This is a genomic window from Curtanaerobium respiraculi, from assembly GCF_024609215.1.
Classification (GTDB): Bacteria; Actinomycetota; Coriobacteriia; order Coriobacteriales; family Eggerthellaceae; genus Curtanaerobium; species Curtanaerobium respiraculi.
On record NZ_JANIPD030000023.1, the window covers coordinates 251,679 to 268,961 of the forward strand.

At 61.5% G+C, this 17,283-nt stretch carries 16 protein-coding genes and 1 tRNA gene; 4 read left to right on the top strand and 13 right to left on the bottom strand.

Annotated elements, in window-relative coordinates; genetic code table 11:
- Positions 1-4: 4 nt before the first annotated feature.
- Entirely contained in the window at positions 5-1,024 is a 1,020-nt protein-coding gene (gene rfbB, locus NOV21_RS07650) for a dTDP-glucose 4,6-dehydratase (RefSeq protein WP_283170270.1), read from the bottom strand.
- 279 nt (positions 1,025-1,303) lie between these two features.
- On the opposite strand from rfbB, the gene NOV21_RS07655 reads away from it, so the two are divergent.
- From NOV21_RS07655 to NOV21_RS07665, 3 genes are all read left to right on the top strand, one after another.
- A complete protein-coding gene (locus NOV21_RS07655; protein ID WP_283170269.1) occupies positions 1,304-2,203 on the top strand; it encodes a Fic family protein in 900 nt (299 codons plus the stop codon).
- A 230-nt stretch (positions 2,204-2,433) separates the two neighbouring features.
- The gene (locus tag NOV21_RS07660; RefSeq protein WP_283170268.1) at positions 2,434-3,270 is read left to right on the top strand and encodes an ABC transporter permease; all 837 of its coding nucleotides are present in this window, start codon (positions 2,434-2,436) and stop codon (positions 3,268-3,270) included.
- A gap of 10 nt (positions 3,271-3,280) precedes the next feature.
- A complete protein-coding gene (locus NOV21_RS07665; RefSeq protein ID WP_283170267.1) occupies positions 3,281-4,105 on the top strand; it encodes an ABC transporter ATP-binding protein in 825 nt (274 codons plus the stop codon).
- Positions 4,106-4,311: 206 nt separating this feature from the next.
- Here the strand turns inward: NOV21_RS07665 and NOV21_RS07670 are convergent, their stop codons facing one another.
- The 6 genes from NOV21_RS07670 to NOV21_RS07695 all read right to left on the bottom strand — a co-directional run bounded on the left by NOV21_RS07670 (position 4,312) and on the right by NOV21_RS07695 (position 10,995).
- Positions 4,312-6,171, bottom strand: a complete 1,860-nt coding sequence (locus NOV21_RS07670; protein ID WP_283170266.1) for a glycosyltransferase — start codon at positions 6,169-6,171, stop codon at positions 4,312-4,314.
- 26 nt (positions 6,172-6,197) lie between these two features.
- The gene (locus NOV21_RS07675) at positions 6,198-7,304 is read right to left on the bottom strand and encodes a glycosyltransferase family 2 protein (protein WP_283170265.1); all 1,107 of its coding nucleotides are present in this window, start codon (positions 7,302-7,304) and stop codon (positions 6,198-6,200) included.
- Positions 7,301-7,732, bottom strand: a complete 432-nt coding sequence (locus NOV21_RS07680) for a GtrA family protein (RefSeq protein WP_283170264.1) — start codon at positions 7,730-7,732, stop codon at positions 7,301-7,303. The genes NOV21_RS07675 and NOV21_RS07680 overlap by 4 nt, the downstream gene beginning before the upstream one ends.
- A 36-nt stretch (positions 7,733-7,768) precedes the next feature.
- The gene (locus NOV21_RS07685) at positions 7,769-8,785 is read right to left on the bottom strand and encodes a glycosyltransferase family 2 protein (RefSeq protein ID WP_283170263.1); all 1,017 of its coding nucleotides are present in this window, start codon (positions 8,783-8,785) and stop codon (positions 7,769-7,771) included.
- 355 nt (positions 8,786-9,140) lie between these two features.
- A tRNA-Glu gene (locus NOV21_RS07690) sits at positions 9,141-9,215 on the bottom strand.
- 238 nt (positions 9,216-9,453) lie between these two features.
- Positions 9,454-10,995, bottom strand: a complete 1,542-nt coding sequence (locus NOV21_RS07695; RefSeq protein ID WP_283170262.1) for a DEAD/DEAH box helicase — start codon at positions 10,993-10,995, stop codon at positions 9,454-9,456.
- Positions 10,996-11,276: 281 nt separating this feature from the next.
- Between NOV21_RS07695 and NOV21_RS07700 the strand changes: the two genes are divergently transcribed.
- Positions 11,277-11,615 carry a NifB/NifX family molybdenum-iron cluster-binding protein gene (locus NOV21_RS07700; RefSeq protein ID WP_283170261.1) on the top strand — a complete coding sequence of 113 codons (339 nt, stop codon included), beginning with the start codon at positions 11,277-11,279 and terminating at the stop codon, positions 11,613-11,615.
- A gap of 212 nt (positions 11,616-11,827) precedes the next feature.
- Here the strand turns inward: NOV21_RS07700 and rplT are convergent, their stop codons facing one another.
- The 6 genes from rplT to NOV21_RS07730 all read right to left on the bottom strand — a co-directional run bounded on the left by rplT (position 11,828) and on the right by NOV21_RS07730 (position 16,775).
- Positions 11,828-12,184, bottom strand: coding sequence for a 50S ribosomal protein L20 (rplT, locus tag NOV21_RS07705; protein WP_283170260.1), 357 nt, complete (start codon positions 12,182-12,184; stop codon positions 11,828-11,830).
- 19 nt (positions 12,185-12,203) lie between these two features.
- A complete protein-coding gene (rpmI, locus tag NOV21_RS07710; protein ID WP_283170259.1) occupies positions 12,204-12,401 on the bottom strand; it encodes a 50S ribosomal protein L35 in 198 nt (65 codons plus the stop codon).
- Entirely contained in the window at positions 12,394-13,032 is a 639-nt protein-coding gene (infC, locus tag NOV21_RS07715; RefSeq protein ID WP_283170258.1) for a translation initiation factor IF-3, read from the bottom strand. Before infC ends, rpmI begins: the two co-directional genes overlap by 8 nt.
- 434 nt (positions 13,033-13,466) lie before the next feature.
- On the bottom strand, positions 13,467-14,717 hold the full coding sequence (locus NOV21_RS07720; protein WP_283170257.1) for a glycosyltransferase family 4 protein: 1,251 nt from the start codon (positions 14,715-14,717) through the stop codon (positions 13,467-13,469).
- Positions 14,718-14,741: 24 nt separating this feature from the next.
- Positions 14,742-16,340 carry a prolipoprotein diacylglyceryl transferase gene (locus tag NOV21_RS07725; RefSeq protein ID WP_283170256.1) on the bottom strand — a complete coding sequence of 533 codons (1,599 nt, stop codon included), beginning with the start codon at positions 16,338-16,340 and terminating at the stop codon, positions 14,742-14,744.
- A 24-nt stretch (positions 16,341-16,364) separates the two neighbouring features.
- The gene (locus NOV21_RS07730) at positions 16,365-16,775 is read right to left on the bottom strand and encodes a dihydrolipoyllysine-residue succinyltransferase component of 2-oxoglutarate dehydrogenase complex (protein WP_283170255.1); all 411 of its coding nucleotides are present in this window, start codon (positions 16,773-16,775) and stop codon (positions 16,365-16,367) included.
- Between the last annotated feature and the right edge of the window lie 508 nt (positions 16,776-17,283).

The window sequence follows — 17,283 nt, forward strand, 5'->3', positions numbered from 1 at the left end:
GAGTTTATTGCCCCTGCTTGGCGTATCTGGATTCGGTAGCCGCCTTAGCGCCTTCCCACCAGTCACGATGGTCGGCGTACCACGTTATGGTTGCGTCGAGGCCCTCGTTGAAATCGGTGTGGCGGGGCCTCCAGCCGAGCTCCGTGCGAAGCTTCGTGGAGTCGATTGCATAGCGACGGTCGTGGCCGGGGCGGTCGCGGACCCAGTCGAAGTCATCGGGATCCTTGCTCATGCGCTCGAGGATCGTGCGCAGCACATCGATGTTGCTCTTCTCGCCATCGGCGCCGATCAGGTACGTCTCGCCGATGCGGCCCTTGGTGAGGATGTCCCACACCGCGCTGGAATGATCCTCGGTGTGGATCCAGTCGCGCACGTTCAGTCCGTCGCCGTACAGCTTGGGGCGGATGCCGCACAAGATGTTGGTGATCTGACGCGGGATGAACTTCTCGATGTGCTGATAGGGCCCGTAGTTGTTGCTGCAGTTGCTGATGGTCGCGCGCACACCATAGGTGCGGTGCCACGCGCGCACCAGGTGATCGCTCGCCGCCTTGCTGGAGCTGTAGGGGCTGCTCGGCTTGTAGGGTGAGTCCTCCGTGAAGCGCGCAGGGTCATCAAGCGCCAGGTCGCCGTACACCTCGTCGGTGCTGATGTGGTGGAAGCGCACGTCGTGCTTGCGTGCCGCCTCCAGAAGGCGCATGGTGCCGACTACGTTGGTTTGCACGAAGGGTTCCGGGTTCGCTATCGAGTTGTCGTTGTGGCTCTCGGCGGCGTAGTGGACGATCGCGTCGCAGTCGGGAACGAGCTCCTCGAGCAAGTCCGCGTCGCATATGTCACCATGAACGAACGTGCAGCGGTCCTCGGGGATTCCCGCGACGTTGTCGCGGTTGCCCGCGTAGGTCAGCGCGTCGAGCACCGTCACGTGCACGTCGGGCGTGTTGTCCACCACCCAGTGGGCAAAATTGCTGCCGATGAAGCCGGCGGCGCCGGTGACGATGATGTTCTTCGGTGCGAAAACGTCCGTCATGGTATTTCCTCCAGTTTGTCGCGGCACTGCCGCACCGCTGCGTTCGATAGGAAAACTTGCTCGCAAGATTATACCCGGGAGCCTTCCATGTCGGGCAATCAGCGCATCATCCCCACGACGTGCCTGCGGAACCGTCACCAGAACCCTGCCGCGTCCAGTACTTCTGTGCTGCATCCATGTAGCGTGGATACAGCACGTGCAGTTCTTATCGGCAATTTATCTTTAGATTTTAACTCTTATAATATGGATTATATTTGCCGATGATGGAAGCTGGTGATCATGGCGGAATACATTTCGGTCAAGCAGGCGGCAGAAAAATGGGGCGTGTCGGAGCGGTCGGTTCGAAATTATTGCGCACAGGGTCGCGTTCCGAGTGCGATCGTCACGGGAAAGACCTGGAACATTCCCGCCGGTGCGGAAAAGCCAAGAAGAAAGCCCTCGGGCCGAACCAAACCCCGAGGTCTGCTGCAGGTTTTGCGCGACGAGAAGGCCCCCAATATGCCGGGAGGCATCTACCATCGCTTGCAGATCGATCTTACCTACAACTCCAACCATATCGAGGGCAGCCGACTCACGCACGACCAGACGCGGCTCATTTTCGAAACCCGCACCGTTGGAGCGGGGGAAGGAGCAATCAACGTCGACGACGTGATCGAGACGGTGAATCATTTTCGCTGCATCGATTACGTAATAGACACCGCTCGGCAGCGTCTGACGCAGGCGTATGTCAAACGCCTCCATAGGATACTGAAAAACGGAACGAGAGATGCATCGCTTGACTGGTTCGCGATCGGCGATTACAAACGGCTGCCGAACGAGGTCGGCGGAGCGATGACCGCGGAGCCTGAAAAGGTGGAGGGCGAGATGGCGGCTCTGCTCGGCTGGTATGACGATCTCGCTTCGGTGGATCTGGATGCCATTTTGGAATTTCATTGGCGCTTCGAGCGCATCCATCCGTTTCAAGATGGAAACGGTCGCGTGGGCAGGCTCATCATGCTGAAAGAGTCTTTGAAGTATGGAGTGGTGCCGTTCATCATCTCCGATGACCTGAAAGCTTTCTATTATCGTGGGCTTGCCGAATATCCACGAGAACTGGGATTTCTGACCGGCACAGCGCTTACCGCTCAGGATCGTTTCAAGATTCTGCTTGACCGGTTCAGAATTCCGTACGATGCTTGATGCTAGGCGCACGCTCAGCAATCGCTAGTAAAGCACCAATCAATTCCATCACCCTGACTTGACGCTAAGATGCCCAAACGATTTGCCCAGAGGAGCATCATCGCCATCATCATCGCCCGCGCTTCTCCTGCGTAGAAACGCGGGAACCGCTTATCAAGGAAGACCTCTACCGCTAGAATAACGGGGTTATTTCAATAAGGAGCCGCCATAGGCGGCGCAAGGGGAAGCAGATGCCACAAACCGAAACGTCGCACGCAGCCTCCGCGACGGTCCAAGATACGCGTGACACTCGCAAAACGCAGATGTCGGAATTGGATCACAACCGCTACGTTCTCTCCGTGCTCGTGGGACGCGACTTCAAGCGCAAATACCGCCGCAGCGTGCTCGGCGTGGTGTGGAGTGTGTTGAACCCTCTGCTCATGATGATTGTCCTCACAGCAGTCTTCAGTTACATGTTCCGCTTCTCCATCGAGCACTATCCGCTGTACTTGATATTGGGACAGACGCTGTTCGCCATGATGCAGAACGCAACCACATCGGGCATGCAATCCATCCTCGAATCCAGCTCAATGATCAAGAAGATCAAAATCGAAAAAATCGTTTTTCCTTTTGAGAAGGTCTTGTTCGAACTGGTTAACTTTTTGTTTTCCATCATCGCCATCGTTGCCGTTGCGCTTTTTCTTCAGGTTTGGCCAAGCCCGCAGTGGCTTTTTCTTCCTCTTCTTCTCGTCTATGTCGTCATCTTCACCACCGGACTGGCACTCATCCTTTCCGCCCTAGCAGTGTTCTTCCGCGATGTCATCCATCTATGGAGTGTCATCTGCACTGCCTGGATGTACGCAACCCCCATCCTCTATCCGATGGATCTTCTTCCTGATTGGCTTGCCAATCTAATGGCCTTCAATCCCATGCACCAATATGTGCTGTACTTCCGCGACATATTCATGTGGCAGACGGCTCCCAGTTTGACGATGAACCTCGTCTGCCTGGGCATGGCGGTTGCCACCTTCGCCGTGGGCTTTTTGGTGTTCCGCAAGACCGAACGCAAGTTCATCCTGTACGTGTAGGAGGTGTGCCGTGGCAGAGGAAACGATCCGACAGGAACCTGAAGGCGATTTCGCCGTGTATACGGGCCCCGCGACGCCGAATGCGACGGGGCAGCTCCCCATCATCGAGCTCGACCATGTGCACATGGTGTTCAATATGGCGAGCGAGCAGCTGAACAATCTGAAGGAGTACTTCATCAAGCTGGTGCACCACGAGCTGTTCTTCCATGAGTTCGTGGCGCTGGAAGACGTGAACTTCAACATCTACCCGGGCGACCGTTACGGCTTCGTCGGGGTGAACGGCAGCGGCAAGAGCACGCTTCTGAAGGTGATCGCCGGCGTCCTAGAGCCCACCGCGGGCGACGTGCGCACCTATGGGACCATTGCCCCGCTGATCGAGTTGGGCGCGGGCTTCGACATGGAGCTCACCTGCCGCGAGAACGTGTATCTGAACGGCGCGCTTCTGGGCTACAGCAAGCAGTTCATCAACGAGAACTTCGATTCGATCATCGACTTCGCCGAGGTGCGCGAATTCGTGGACATGCCGCTGAAGAACTACTCGTCGGGCATGGTGGCGCGCATCGCCTTCGCCATCGCCACGGCCACGACCCCCGACATCCTGGTGGTGGACGAGGCGCTTTCCGTGGGTGACTTCATGTTCCAGCAGAAGTGCGAGAAGCGCATCAACGAGCTCGTCGAGGAGCACGACACCACGCTGCTGTTCGTGTCACACGCCGTCGACCAGGTGCGCCGCGTATGCAACAAGGCGCTGTGGATCGACCACAGCAAGACGATGATGATCGGCGAGGTCAACGAGGTCTGCGACGCCTACGAGAAGGCGGTACGAGGGGAATAGCCCTTCCGCCGAATGCGCAGGCGATGGTCGAGGGCGATCTGCCCCCAAAAAAACGAAGCGGAACGAGAAGGCGCCCGATGGACGACCCTCGGCGGCTGCGCCGGATCGAGTGCATCTGCCCTGTTTCTGCCCTGTCCACCCTGTCCAGGAAGTTTCGCGCGACCCTCTTCCATCCGCCCTGCAGGCGTTGGATCGCAGATGGGCCCCTATGCGCGGTCGGCCAGGTACCGCTTCCAAAACGCCTCGCTCGTCATGGTGGGCATGGCATCCCGGTACTCCTGCGCCACCTGCGCTCCACGCTTGCGCCAGTCGGCGCAGACGACCCGGTAGCGAGCTTCCAGCGTGCGAAAGCGCTCGCGGTCGATCGTGCGCACATGCGCGTTCTGGGCATCCGCATCCAGGGCGACCAGCGTGCGCCGCATGGCAACGACCTGCCACGGGCTCGAATTGGCGCTGTAGTCAACCGCCGCCGGCTCGTCCCGCAGCATGAAATCGGGGAACCAATGCCGGTCGTGCGGCAGGGTTTCAGCAAGCTTCAGCAGATTGCTCTTGAAGCCGCCCATACCGCCCAGCCATTCGGGATGGATGTCCAGCTGCGCGGCGATCCTCGGGTCGAGCTCCTCGATCGGCGCCATCTTCTCGTTCTTGGCGCCCTTCTCCCTCATGATGGCGGCCCCGTCGGCCCTCATCAGGAACTCCGGCCCGCGTAGGTAGTCCTCCATGCCCTCCAGCCACAGCTCGGCCGCATCGTAATTCATCACGCGCGTGTACATATGGTAGGCGCGGCGGAAACGCGCCATGAACGCCGCCTCGCTGCTGCACCGGTCGACGGCGATCACGATCATCATGTTGCGGACGTACAGATACCCGTCCACCGACGCGCGGAAGCGGCTGTTGAAGGCGGAGTGCCATACGCAGATGCCCCCCATCGTCATGTAGGTGGGTTGGCAGCGCATGCCGTATTCCACGTCGTCGCAACGGACGAACAGGGGCAGCGGAAGGCCGTTTCGGCGGATCGCCGCGGCGGGGATGCAGCTGAACCACCAGGCCCCGTAGCTGTTCTTGCCGTTCACAGGCAGGGTCTCGTTCAGCACGAGGTCTTCGGGATCGGTCATGTCCATGCCGTCGGCGAAGTACTTGTAACGCTGATAGCCGCCGCTCTTGCGCACGAACGAAACGTCCTCGAACAGGATGTTCGGATGCTGCAGCTGCAGCATCGCGCCGTTCACGAACGCGTCGGCATAGGAGTCGTTCGCAAGCGAGAGCAGGTTGAAGCACCGTTTGAAGCTTTCCGGGGAAACGCGCACGTCGTCATCCATCAGCAGCACGTGGGTGTAGCCCTCGGGGGCGTCAAGCGCGCACATCATCCCGCGCGCGAACCCGCCCGAACCGCCCACGTTGGGGTTGGGCACCACGGTCACGTGCTCGTCGGAAAGCGCCTCCGCATCCAGCGTCCCGCCGTTGTCCACGACGAACATGTGGAAGCGCCCGGCGATGGCGTCGGAGCTTCCGAGCACCTTACGCCGCACGATCTCGATGTTGGGGATGATGTACCGCTCGTTTTTGAACGTGGTCGTGGAAAGCGCCAGGCGCACATCGCGGATGCGCTCGGGGGGGACATCGGTCGAGAAATACGCATTGCGCAGCACCACCGCGTCGGGCGCCTCCACCTGGAACCCCACGAGCACGGCATCATCGAGGGGGATGTCGATGTCGAGGGGGGTGAACGCATCGGAGGCTTCGACCGCACGCCCCGTCCAGCCGCCCGCTCGGGTGCGGTCGAGCTTACCATCGGCGTCGGCATACAGGCGGTGGATCGCGATCGTGCACGCGCCGCCCGCGACCTCCATATGCAACCGCAAATTGTCCAAGCCCGTGTATTCACGCCATTTGGCCAGCGGGAACGCGTTGAAGTACGTGAGGAAGTCGGCCCCGCGCGCCACCGCAAGCGTGCCGGTTCTCGAATCGTAGTCGCACATGCCCTGCTCGCGGTACACCAATTCGGGGAACTCCGCCAGGTAATCGTCGATCTCGAACAGGACGTTCGCCAATTTGAATGAGGTCATCCCTCTTCCTTCCCGCACGTTCACGATTACTTGAAGCCCCTGATGCGCCCGAGCGTGTACCCCACGCCGTTCGCCCGCAGCGTGTAGGCGAGCATGCCCGCCAGATGGAGCGCGTACGCCGCATCGCTCGCCCTCGCATCGCATCCGCGCCGCTGCCCGAACAACCGCTTGAGGGCGGGGGGCAGCGTGGCGTCGGACGCAACCGCGTCGACCGGCATGCGGTCGAACATCCGGTGCATGGCCCGCTCGATTTCCGGATCTCCCCCGCCGTTCGCCGCGAGCGCGGTCCCCAGGTAGGTGAAGCCCTTGCGCACATGACTGCGGATGACCGGCTCGCACGAGGAAAGCCCCAGGCGCTCGACGATATCCATCATGCCCTGCCAGCGGTCGAACACGAGCAGCTTGTTGCGCTGCAGGAACCCCGCCGCCTCCTGCGGCGTCTCCTCGCGGTACACGTAGTAGGGCTCGTCGCAGTACACGATGCCCCGCGCCTGCAGCAGCGTTTCGTAGAAGAACTCGTTGTCGGCCCAGCCGCCGCCTGGATACTCCTTGAAGCGGATCCGCTTCCCCTCGATGAAGTCGCGCCGGTACAGGGCGGACCATATGGAGGGATGGTGCTGCAGCAGGTGCTCCACGCCCGCATCGGCCATGGTGAAGGACTGGCGGAGCGGGTGGATGCGGTGACGGTAGCTGCACTGCACATGCGCGACCGGGCCGCTCCCGCGCTCCGTGCCCTCCACGGTGCGCATCTCGCGGATGTAGGGTGATTTGGCCACGTCGACCGTCCCGTCCGCCGCCTCCGCGCAGGCGACCAGGCGCCGCAGCATATCGGGCCGGAGGTAGTCATCCGACTCCACTATGCCCAGCCACGTGCCGTGCGCCGCGGCGAACCCATCGTTCATGGCGGCGCCGTACCCGCGGTTCCGCTCATGGGAAACCACCGCGATGCGGTCATCGCGGCTCGCGAGCTCGTCTACGATGGCGCGGCTGCCGTCAGTGGAGCGATCGTCGACGCAGATGATCTCGATATCCCTCAGCGTCTGGCGCTGCACCGATTCGATGGCCTGGCGCAGCGTGCGCTCATCGTCGTACACCGGCATCACGACCGACACCTTGGGGGCATGTTCCGTCATCGCGCGCCCCCTTCCCCGCCTTGGGAAACCGCCTGGGGCGCATCGCCTGCGTCGAGGAAGATCTTCCGCGTGACGAAGTTCCACACCATGACGATGGCGGTGGCGCCGATTTTCGTGATGAGGTAGTGGATGCCCAGCAATTCGACGCCCGCCCACATGCACAGGTTGTTGATGGCCAGTCCGATCACCGACAGCACCACGAATATGGCGAACTCACGGCGTCGGGACATGCCCTCTTTGTGGGTGAACACGTAGCGCATGCTGGCCACGTAGTTGAATATGACCGACACCGTGAAGCTGATGGTCGCCGACACCAGGTAGTTGATGCCGAACACCTCGGTGAGAAACGCCAGCAAGCCGTAGTCGATGGCGAAGGCGATAACCCCCACCACCCCGAATTTCATGAACTGCGCGATGAGATTCTTCATGCGTTGCTTGGCCTTTCTACCCCTGCGTCGTCAGCATTATCGCAGGTCTTCCGTCTTTTGGGGAGATTCGGCCTCGTGCGCACGGCCGCGCTCGCCCGTACGCTTGGCGACGATGAAGCGCGGGCGGTGCTTCGCTTCGAGGTAGGTCTTCCCCACGTACTCCCCCACCACGCCCAGCGAGAGCGTCTGTATGCCGCCGAAGAAGCTGATGACCACGATGGTGGATGCCCAGCCGGACACCGTGATGCCCATGATGCTGGCAGCGATTGCCCAAATGATGCCCGCAAGCCCGACGGCGCTGGCGAGGAAGCCGAACGCCGCCACGATCCGGATCGGCGTGATGGACAGGCTGGTGATGCCGTCGATCGCCAGCGCGAGCATCTTCGAGAGCGGATAATGGCTCGACCCGGCCGCGCGCTCGCGCCGCTCGTAATACACGCTGGTCGAGGCGAAGCCGACGAGCGGCACCATGCCGCGGAGGAACAGGTTGACCTCGCCGAAGTTGGCGAGCTCGCGCACCACGCACTCGGAGAGCAGGCGATAGTCGGCGTGGTCATAGACCGTCTCCACGCCCATGAGGCTCATCAGGCGGTAGAACCCGTGCGCGCTATCCCGTTTGAAGGTGCTGTCGCTGGAGCGGTCGTTGCGGACGCCGTACACCACGTCGCAGCCACGCGCGTACGCATCGACCATGTCCTCCATCGCCGCGGGGTCATCCTGCCCGTCTGCATCGATGGAGATGGTGATGTCGCAGCGGTCGCGGCATTCCATGAGCCCCGCAAGCAGGGCGTTCTGGTGGCCCCTGTTGCGGGACAGGCCGATGCCCTCGAAAACCGGGTCGCCGGCGGCGAGCCGTTCGATGATATCCCAGGTAGCATCATCGCTGCCGTCGTTCACGAACAGGATGCGGCTGGAAGGGCCGATCTTCCCCGATTGCAGCATGCCCTCGAGGCGGGCTTTGAGCAGCCCGCTCGTGATCGGCAGCACCGCCTCCTCGTTGTAGCAGGGAACGACCACGTACAGCGTGGGCGGGTTCCCGTTTGTCGCTGGCATACCCCTCCTTCGCATGGATGCGCGCGGCTCCGCTTCGCGCGGATGCGCCCAACCCAAGGTTCGCATCGATTATAGAGGGGCGCGGCTCAACCGCATGTTTCTCCCGAAAAACTCTCCGCGCGGCAAAGCGGAGGCACCTGGCTCGTTGCTCCTGCCCCATCCCCTCCCTTGCCCGCATAGGGGACGATCCGGAATCGGCAAACATGGCATTCGCCCCAATCCAAGCCGCGCTCTTCGTCGATAGCGGCATAACGAACAAGGGGCAAAGCGCTCCGGCAAGGTGATGGCAAGGCGATGGCAAGGCGAACCGCACGCAAAACGGACCTGCCGAGACGGCAGATCCGTTTTCATCATCTGGTGCCCCTACCGAGAATCGAACTCGGGTCTAAGCCTTGAAAGGGCCTCGTCCTAACCTCTAGACTATAGGGACAAAGTGCGGTTCCTCGAAACAGCTTGCTCAGTATGCCAAACATGGCATTGCCGTGCAAGCCCCCAGCTTCCTTTCATCAAACACCCACGTTCGCGCGTTGCGCCGCGTTGCGGCACCGGGGGAAGTCAATTTGCGAAGTCAGCTGAACAGCCGCTGGACGATTCCGGCACCGGGGAAAAGAGGATTTGCGATATCGCCTGAACGCCCCTTTCGAGGGTGGCGCCGGGGAAGGTCGGCCTTAGCCGCGACCGGCGTCTCGGGAATGCTGCTGCGTGCGACGCGCGCGCTGGCTGCGACCGGGCCGGAAGTCCTTGCCGGGCGACGCATCCTGGATGCCATGCCCGGCCGGTCTCGCCCGACGGGCTCCGCCCTCCTGCGAATTCGAGGCGGAAGCGGCGTGTTTTCGATTCACACGTGAAGCCTGGGCGCGCTTCTGGTTCTTCTTGTCCTCGCCCTTGGCGGTGCCGCGGGTCTTCACCGGCTGCTTCTTCGATGCTTGCCTCTGAGCTTCCCCCAGGGTCAAAATCTCGGAGGCAGACGAGCGCTTCTTCTTGCGTTCACGCGCCTTCTGCTCCTTCGCCGCCTGGGAGAGTTCGGGATCCCTGCGCGCGGCATTCCGCGTTGCGCGCGCCGCGATGACCTCCTCGCTGGCGGCGGGGTCGAAACCCTTCACCTCCAAGGTGGGAATCTCGCGACCGATCAGCTTCTGCACATCGCGTAGCTCGCCTTCGGTCTCGGGCGTCACGAATGAGACGGCGAAGCCCTCTTCGCCGGCGCGCCCGGTGCGCCCCACGCGATGGACGTAATCCTCGGCCTGGGTGGGCATATCAAGGTTGACCACGTAGTTCACGTCCGACACATCGATGCCGCGCGCCAGCACGTCGGTGGCGACGAGGATGTCGCACTTCCCCTCCGCGAAGGAATCGAGCGCACGTTTGCGCTGGTTCTGGCTGCGATCCGAATGGATGGGCTCCGCCTTGAAACCGGCGCGGCGCAGCTTGCGCACCGTACTGTCCACGCGATGGCGGGTGCGCGCGAACACGATGATGCGCGTGCCCCCGCGCTCGTTGAGCAGCGCGACCAGCAGGTCGTTCTTCGAGCGCTGGTCGACGCGCACGATGTACTGGTCGATGGTGTCCGCGACCTCGCCCTTGTGAGCGATCTCGACGAACACCGGGTCGGCCAGCAGATGCGCCATGTTCCCCTCGATCGCCGCGTCGATGGTCGCGCTGAAGAGCAGCGTCTGCCTGTCGTCGGGGCACGCTGCAACGATGCGCTTCATGTCGGGCAGAAAGCCCATGTCGAGCATGCGATCCGCCTCGTCGAGCACGAGGATGTCCACCTGGTTCAGATGGGCCGCACCCTGGTTCATCAAGTCGATCAGCCGGCCGGGGGTGGCGATCAGCACATCGCACCCGCGCTTCAGCGTCTCGATCTGCGGGTTATACGACACGCCGCCGACGAGGCACGCGACCTTGTGATGCGTGCTCTTCGCCACGGTCTTCGCGACGTCTTCTATCTGCATCGCGAGCTCGCGCGTGGGCGTCACCACCAGCATCAGCGGGCCCTGGCCGCGGCGAGCGCGGTCGAGGCGGTCCATGGAGGGCAGGCAGAATGCGGCGGTCTTGCCCGTGCCGGTTTTTGCGGCGGCGATGACGTCGCGGCCCTTGAGGACGGAGGGGATTGCCTGCTCTTGGACAGGCGTGGGATCGGCGTAGCCCAAAGTCTCGACCGCAGCAAGGGCGCGTGCGGACAACCCGAGGTCGGAAAATGATGTCATGAGGAGAAGATGCTTCTTTCTTTTTCAGGATAATTCGTCATATGGCGAGGTCACAAGATACCATGCGCGCGTCCCCGCAGTCTGCGGCCACACGCAATGGGGACAAAATAGGCGCCTCGAACGTTTTTCATCGCGCCAATCAACGGTAGGATTTTATCGACGAACGGCATCAATCGTCGAAATAGGGACCAAAAAGGGCGGATAAACCCTAAAAAGCAGATTTCCGCTTTTCCCCATGCCGGTAAATGGGTATCGTATCGCACGAGGGAAGAGGAGCCTGAATGAGAATCGCAGTTGCTAGCGACGGCTTGAACGTCGCGCAATCGTTCGCACGATGCCAGAACTTCAATTACTACACGACCCGCAGCTATGAGATTGCAGAAACGCAGAACATACCTGCCCAAGGACTCACCCCTGAGCAATATGCCAAGTTCATGAGGACCGTGGGGGTTGACGCGCTCATCGCCGGATCCATCTCCCCGAACGCCCGCGATGCCTTCGAAACCCAGCACATCCAGGTTGTGCAGGACGTGCAAGGCGGGGCGTTCCAAGCCGCCTCGAACTTCGTGGCCGAATGCGCCGCCTCGCTCGAAGCGAACGCCTTCGAAGACGAGGATTAGCCGCCTCTCACCTTTCCGGGACACTCCAACGGGCCTTAATGCGCCGCGCTTCGCCGGGATCATCCGACGCGACCGCGGGGAATCATGGTCCGACGCTTGCGAGCGCGAGACGTCCGGCCCCATCGTGTCCCCAAGCTATTCCACGCAACGTGGATCGGGTTGGAAACGCACGCTTCCAACCCGATCATCGAATCCATCTCGCGGCGGGAAAACTAGGCAAGCGCCTTCTTCGCCACGTCCACCAAACCGGCGAAAGCCTGGGAATCGTTGACGGCCATATCGGCCAGGACCTTGCGGTCCAACTCGACGCCGGCCTTGCGCAGCCCGTTCATGAACACCGAATAGCTCATGCCGTTGATGCGGGCGGCGGCGTTGATGCGGGTGATCCAGAGCTTGCGGATCTCGCGCTTCTTGTTGCGGCGATCGCGATACTGGTACTGCAGCGAATGCTGGACCTGCTCTTTTGCCGCACGATAGGAGCGGCTCTTCGCACCGTAGTAACCGGATGCGCGATCCAAGACCTTACGGCGCTTCTTATGCGCATTGACTGCGCGCTTTACACGAGGCATAGTGATCCTCCCCTATCTTCTAACGACGGCCGAGATTGCGGGCGAGGACCTTCTGATCGGCCTTCGCCACCTCGGTTTCGTGACGGAAATTGCGCTTGCGCTTCTGGCTCTTCTTCGTGAGGATGTGGCTCTTGAAAGCCTTGGCCCGCATGATCTTGCCGGAGCCGGTAACGCGGAAACGCTTGGCGGTGCCGCGGTGTGTCTTCATCTTAGGCATTCTGCTCGTCTTCCTTTCCCTTTTCATCGGTGCGGTTCTTGCCACGCTGCTTGGTGGCCTTTTCCTTTTTCTTGGCCGTGCCGGGCAGCGGCGCGATGACCATGTGCATGTTGCGGCCTTCCATCTTGGGCTGGCTTTCGACAACCGCCATGTCCTTCAAGTCTTCCGCCAAACGCTCGAGAATGCTCAGGCCCTGCTCGGGATGAGCCATCTCGCGACCGCGGAACATGATGGTGATCTTGACCTTGTTGCCGGATTCGAGGAAGCGGATCACGTGCTTCTTCTTGGTCGTGTAGTCCCCCACATCGATCTTCGGGCGGAACTTCATCTCCTTGGTCTCGATCTTGCTTTGGTTCTTGCGAGCTTGCTTGGCTTTGATGGCTTGCTCGTACTTGAACTTGCCGTAATCCATCACGCGACATACCGGAGGCTTGGCGTTCGGGGCGATTTCGACCAGATCGAGACCTGCGTTGTCGGCGACACGTTGTGCCTCCTCGACGGCGCAAATGCCCATCTGCTCGCCATCGTAGCCGATCAAACGCACCTCTCGTGCGGTAATCGTCTCGTTGAGCCGTGGCTCTTGTGCTGCTATCGCAAACACCCCCTTCTTCGGGTTCTCGGCGCTGTCCATTGAAAAACCCGCAGCGCAGGCCACGGGTTGCACGTACAGTCGCCGGAGCGATATTCGCAGAACCCATCAGCAGCCGAGGCGCCGAACCAGGTGGGGGCATGCGCCCCGCTTGAAAACAGCTTCGCCATAGTAGCATGGTTTGAAGGCGAAGAGCCGGCCGGCGGCGATATCGCGCTGCCGGGCAGAATTTCAACACAAAAACGGCGGGCGTCTCCGAGGTCGGGGTCCTCCGACAGCCGGATCCAGATTGCGAAATCGCTTGCGATGCACGAAACGATACGGCATCGCACGGAATGCCGGCGGGCCTTCCCCTCTCTAGCTAGCGGGCGCTCCCCCCTCGGCGGGCTGCCTGGAAACTCATCTCAATCTAATCAAATATACAATATATAGATTCTATATGTTTCTAAACACTATATACCGTATGATAAGTAGCCTCAAAGAGAGTTTCTAGACAGCATCTCGGGGGGCGACCCCGGTTCCGGGGAATCGGCGGGCTCCCCGTCAGACTCGCCCGTGGGAGGATCCGCGCGCGGAGAGGTCTTCGGAATCTGGCTTCCCGGCTCGTACCCCTTGGGGATGCGCGGCCCCGTCTGCCCCCGGTTGTCGTAATAATGCTGGAGGACGGGCCGGAACAGGCCCAGCTTCCAAATCGCTATGGCGACGATGGCTGCCATCGCCCCGAGCACCGCGAAGCGCCCCGGTCCGTCGATATACCCGACGGAGACGCCCGCGACGCCCAAGGCGGCCGAGCACGTGTACAGTATGAGGACCGCCTTGCGCTGGCTGTACCCCAGGTTCAGCAGACGATGATGCACATGCCCCATATCCGCCTCGTCGATGTGCTTGTGGGCGAGTATGCGCCGCACCACGGCCGAGGCGGTGTCGATCACGGGAACCCCCGCGATGACCAGCGGCACCAGCATGAGCACGAGGCTCGCCGTGCGCGCCACGCCCATAATGGAGATGATGCCCACGATCAAGCCCAGGAACAGCGATCCGGAATCCCCCATGAACACCGTCGCGGGATAGAAGTTGTAGCGCAGGAACGCAAGGCACGCCCCGATGAGTCCTAAGCACATCGCGCTCACCGTGAAACTGCCACTGGGAATGACCAGGGCGAGCAGGCATGCCGCAACGATTGCAACCAGCCCGGCGGCAAGGCCGTCGAGCCCGTCGATCAGATTCGTCACGTTCACGAACACGAGCAGGTACAGCACCGTGAGGGGCCCGTCCAAGACGCCGAGGGGAATCAGGCTGCCGTCGAAGGGGTTGGCAACCACGTCGAACGATATCCCCGAGGCGAACACGATCGCGCAGGATGCGATCTGCCATAGGAATTTCACCTTGGGGCCCAGCTGGCGCACGTCGTCAACCAATCCCACGACGAACATGAGCGCGATGCCGCCGACCAGCAGGAAGCCGTTGACGTCGCGCTCCATCACGAAATCAAGGATGCAGTTGCCATACGTGCGCGCCAGCAGCGACACCAGCAGGAACGTCGCCATGAACCCGACGAATATGGCGATGCCGCCGCACCGCGGGATCGGCGTGCGGTTGACGCGGCGGTTGCCCGGGTAGTCGATGGCGCCCAAGCGCATGGCGATGCGCTTTGAGACGGGCACCATGATGTAGGTGACCGCGAATGCCACAGCGAGAGCGATGGCGGAATGGATCAGAAAATTCAAACCGGGTGATGCCTTCCCTCGCCCTTACGCGCGGCTGACGTAGATGGTGATCTGCCGCACGGTATCGGCAAGGTTGCCGCTGGCGTTCGCCGCCGTGTAGTCGTACGAGAGCACCGCCGACCACTTGTACGCGACGGAACTCGCCGTGCTCGCCCCATCGAAGGAGCACTTCTCGGAAACGCGCGTCTTCCCGTCGGTCGCGTAGGTGGTGTACGTTGACTTGTCGGGCAGGGAAACCGTTCCGTTGTCCACGGCCAAGCCCGCCTCGTTCAGCGTCTTTTCGACCACGTGCTCGTTCTTCACGGCATCCTCGAACGATAGGCTTCCGTAGCCCAAGCTGGCGGTGGCAGCGGAATATCCCGCCTGCGTGACCAGACCGCCCGCATCCAGCACCAGGTATACCGTCGGGGTGGTGTGCGACTTGTTGTCGGAGGGCTCGTCGGTGAGCATGACGGTCACGTTGGCCCCCGTCTGCGCCCCGGTGCCATCGGTCACGGGGACCGCCGTCGCAACGGCGCCGTGGCCGATTTCGGTGACCGCCTGGTCCTGCGTCTTGCCCAAAAGCGACGTGAGCACGGGAACTTCCGTTACCTTCTGATTCTGGGAATTGGCTCCCTCGGTCGGATTCGCCCCGCTCGTGACGGCGCTCGTCTCCACCTGGGTTCGGTTGATCTGCTGCACGGCTATGTCCTGGCTCGTCTTGAACAGCTGGTAACCCCAGTACGCGAGCATGCCCAGCAGCACGATCAGCAGAAGGACGACGATAATGAGGACGCGTCTCGTCTTGCGGCTGCGCCGCTGATGCTCGGGCATTTCCGCCTCGCGCTGCAGCTTCTGCTCTTTCCTCGTGAGCTTGCGATGCTTGGCGCCCCGCCCGCCCGTCGACGCGGACGGGCTTGCGTCGGCGATGATGTCGGTGCGGACGCCGTGCATCTTGTCGCCGTATTCGTAATAGTCGGTCTGGTTGTCGTCGACGAAGGAATCGGAATCGACGACGAACTCCTCGCCCTCGGGCTCGAACGCCTCATCCCCGTCGGTGGGGAGCGCATCGACGCCCTCGCGATCATCCTCGCGGACGGGCACCGCATCCGCCGCGACGTCGAATGCGCGCGGTGCGGGGAAATTCCCCTCATCGGCTGCAAAATCGTAATTGCCCCGCGAGGTGCCTCCCACCTCGTCGGCTTCAGGGATTTCGGCAGACCCTTCGGATCGCTCCGCAATCGTCGCGTCGGCGCCCTCGTCCGCTATTCGATCATGCTCATCCCTCTTTTCAGAGGATTCGCCAGGTTGCACGTCATCTGCCGATCGCGCATCCTCCGCCGCCTCGTCAATGGGCTGTCCGTTGGATGCGTCAGGCGCCTCGGCGCGCGCCGTCTCGGCATCCGCATCCTTCGCGGCAGGTTCCCGACCTTGGCCGTCCGGCTCTTCCGAAAGCGAATCCGGAACCCCTTCGAACACCCCGGTCGCGTCCGGCTCGCCATCGTGTGCATGGTTATCGACCGCAGCGCCGCCGAACAGGAGTTCGGACGCCTCGACATCGTCCTCAACCTGCGCAAGGCCCTCCCGCTCCTCGGCGACCGCCCTCTCTTTTTCCTCTTGGCGTTTCTTGTTCCGTTTAAACATCTTGTAGCCTCATTTCTTCGGGAATCAAGATCCGATCGAAACGTTCCAATACACGATGAACGCGATGGCGACGAGCGCCGCGATGACGAGTATCCAAACGCGCATGGTGTGGAAGGGGGCCTTCTTGTGGAGGTCCTCTTCGGTTGTGAGCAGCTGCTCGGCCTCGCGCGCGCGTTTCTGCTTCATATGCAGAGCGAACTCGGCCCGCGCCTCGTCGTCGGCATCTTCAAGCAAGGCCGCGGTCTCCTCCGATACGTCGGGGAAGCGCGGGGGCGCTGCGCTCTTGGATTCGGAAGCGGCCTCCCCCTCCCCTTCACATGCGGATTTCGGCTCGCGCGGGGGATTCTTCGCCGGCGGCACACCCGATGCGTCGACAGGCTCAGATGCGGGAACGGCCCCGGCTTGGATGACCACATCGTCCTCTTCGTCGAGCAAAAACCTCACCTCCCGTTCATGCGTTCAATCCCCAAAGTATAGTGGATTACCCCATTTCCGCCCCGCGCGACAACACAATGCGCATGAAACGGAATGATTGATTGATGGAAATTTATTACGCTCGGTCACGCAAATATCGTCGACGATTATCCCAACGGATGCAATCGGCTTCGATGCATACCAACGTATGGGATCTCATCGGATCTGGCGAAATCGGACCGCTGCGCGTGGAGGAGGAGTCGTATCGAGAAATACGTTACAGAGCGGCAACCGAGGGGCGCAGGCGAACCGCTTTCCTCTCAAAGCGCTGGCGCGCTTGATATAGGTCGACCGTCTCTTGGAGGTTCATCCAGAATTCCGGAGAGGTCCCCAGGCATTCCCCCAATGTCATTAACTTAAGCGAGTGACATGCAAGCCGGCATCGCTTAGCAAAGACCCTGCAGCAGAAGCCGCAGGGTCTTTCCGCGCCATGTGGATGCAGTGGGAATATCATCGCATCCCGCATCCG

Coding starts and splice junctions, on each gene's coding strand:
- NOV21_RS07680 (WP_283170264.1), bottom strand. CDS start 7,732: ATGAAGAATCTCATCGCGCAGTTCATGAAATTCGGGGTGGTGGGGGTT.
- rplT (WP_283170260.1), bottom strand. CDS start 12,184: ATGCCTCGTGTAAAGCGCGCAGTCAATGCGCATAAGAAGCGCCGTAAG.
- NOV21_RS07660 (WP_283170268.1), top strand. CDS start 2,434: ATGCCACAAACCGAAACGTCGCACGCAGCCTCCGCGACGGTCCAAGAT.
- rpmI (WP_283170259.1), bottom strand. CDS start 12,401: ATGCCTAAGATGAAGACACACCGCGGCACCGCCAAGCGTTTCCGCGTT.
- infC (WP_283170258.1), bottom strand. CDS start 13,032: ATGGACAGCGCCGAGAACCCGAAGAAGGGGGTGTTTGCGATAGCAGCA.
- rfbB (WP_283170270.1), bottom strand. CDS start 1,024: ATGACGGACGTTTTCGCACCGAAGAACATCATCGTCACCGGCGCCGCC.
- NOV21_RS07655 (WP_283170269.1), top strand. CDS start 1,304: ATGGCGGAATACATTTCGGTCAAGCAGGCGGCAGAAAAATGGGGCGTG.
- NOV21_RS07685 (WP_283170263.1), bottom strand. CDS start 8,785: ATGCCAGCGACAAACGGGAACCCGCCCACGCTGTACGTGGTCGTTCCC.
- NOV21_RS07695 (WP_283170262.1), bottom strand. CDS start 10,995: ATGACATCATTTTCCGACCTCGGGTTGTCCGCACGCGCCCTTGCTGCG.
- NOV21_RS07700 (WP_283170261.1), top strand. CDS start 11,277: ATGAGAATCGCAGTTGCTAGCGACGGCTTGAACGTCGCGCAATCGTTC.
- NOV21_RS07725 (WP_283170256.1), bottom strand. CDS start 16,340: ATGTTTAAACGGAACAAGAAACGCCAAGAGGAAAAAGAGAGGGCGGTC.
- NOV21_RS07670 (WP_283170266.1), bottom strand. CDS start 6,171: ATGACCTCATTCAAATTGGCGAACGTCCTGTTCGAGATCGACGATTAC.
- NOV21_RS07675 (WP_283170265.1), bottom strand. CDS start 7,304: ATGACGGAACATGCCCCCAAGGTGTCGGTCGTGATGCCGGTGTACGAC.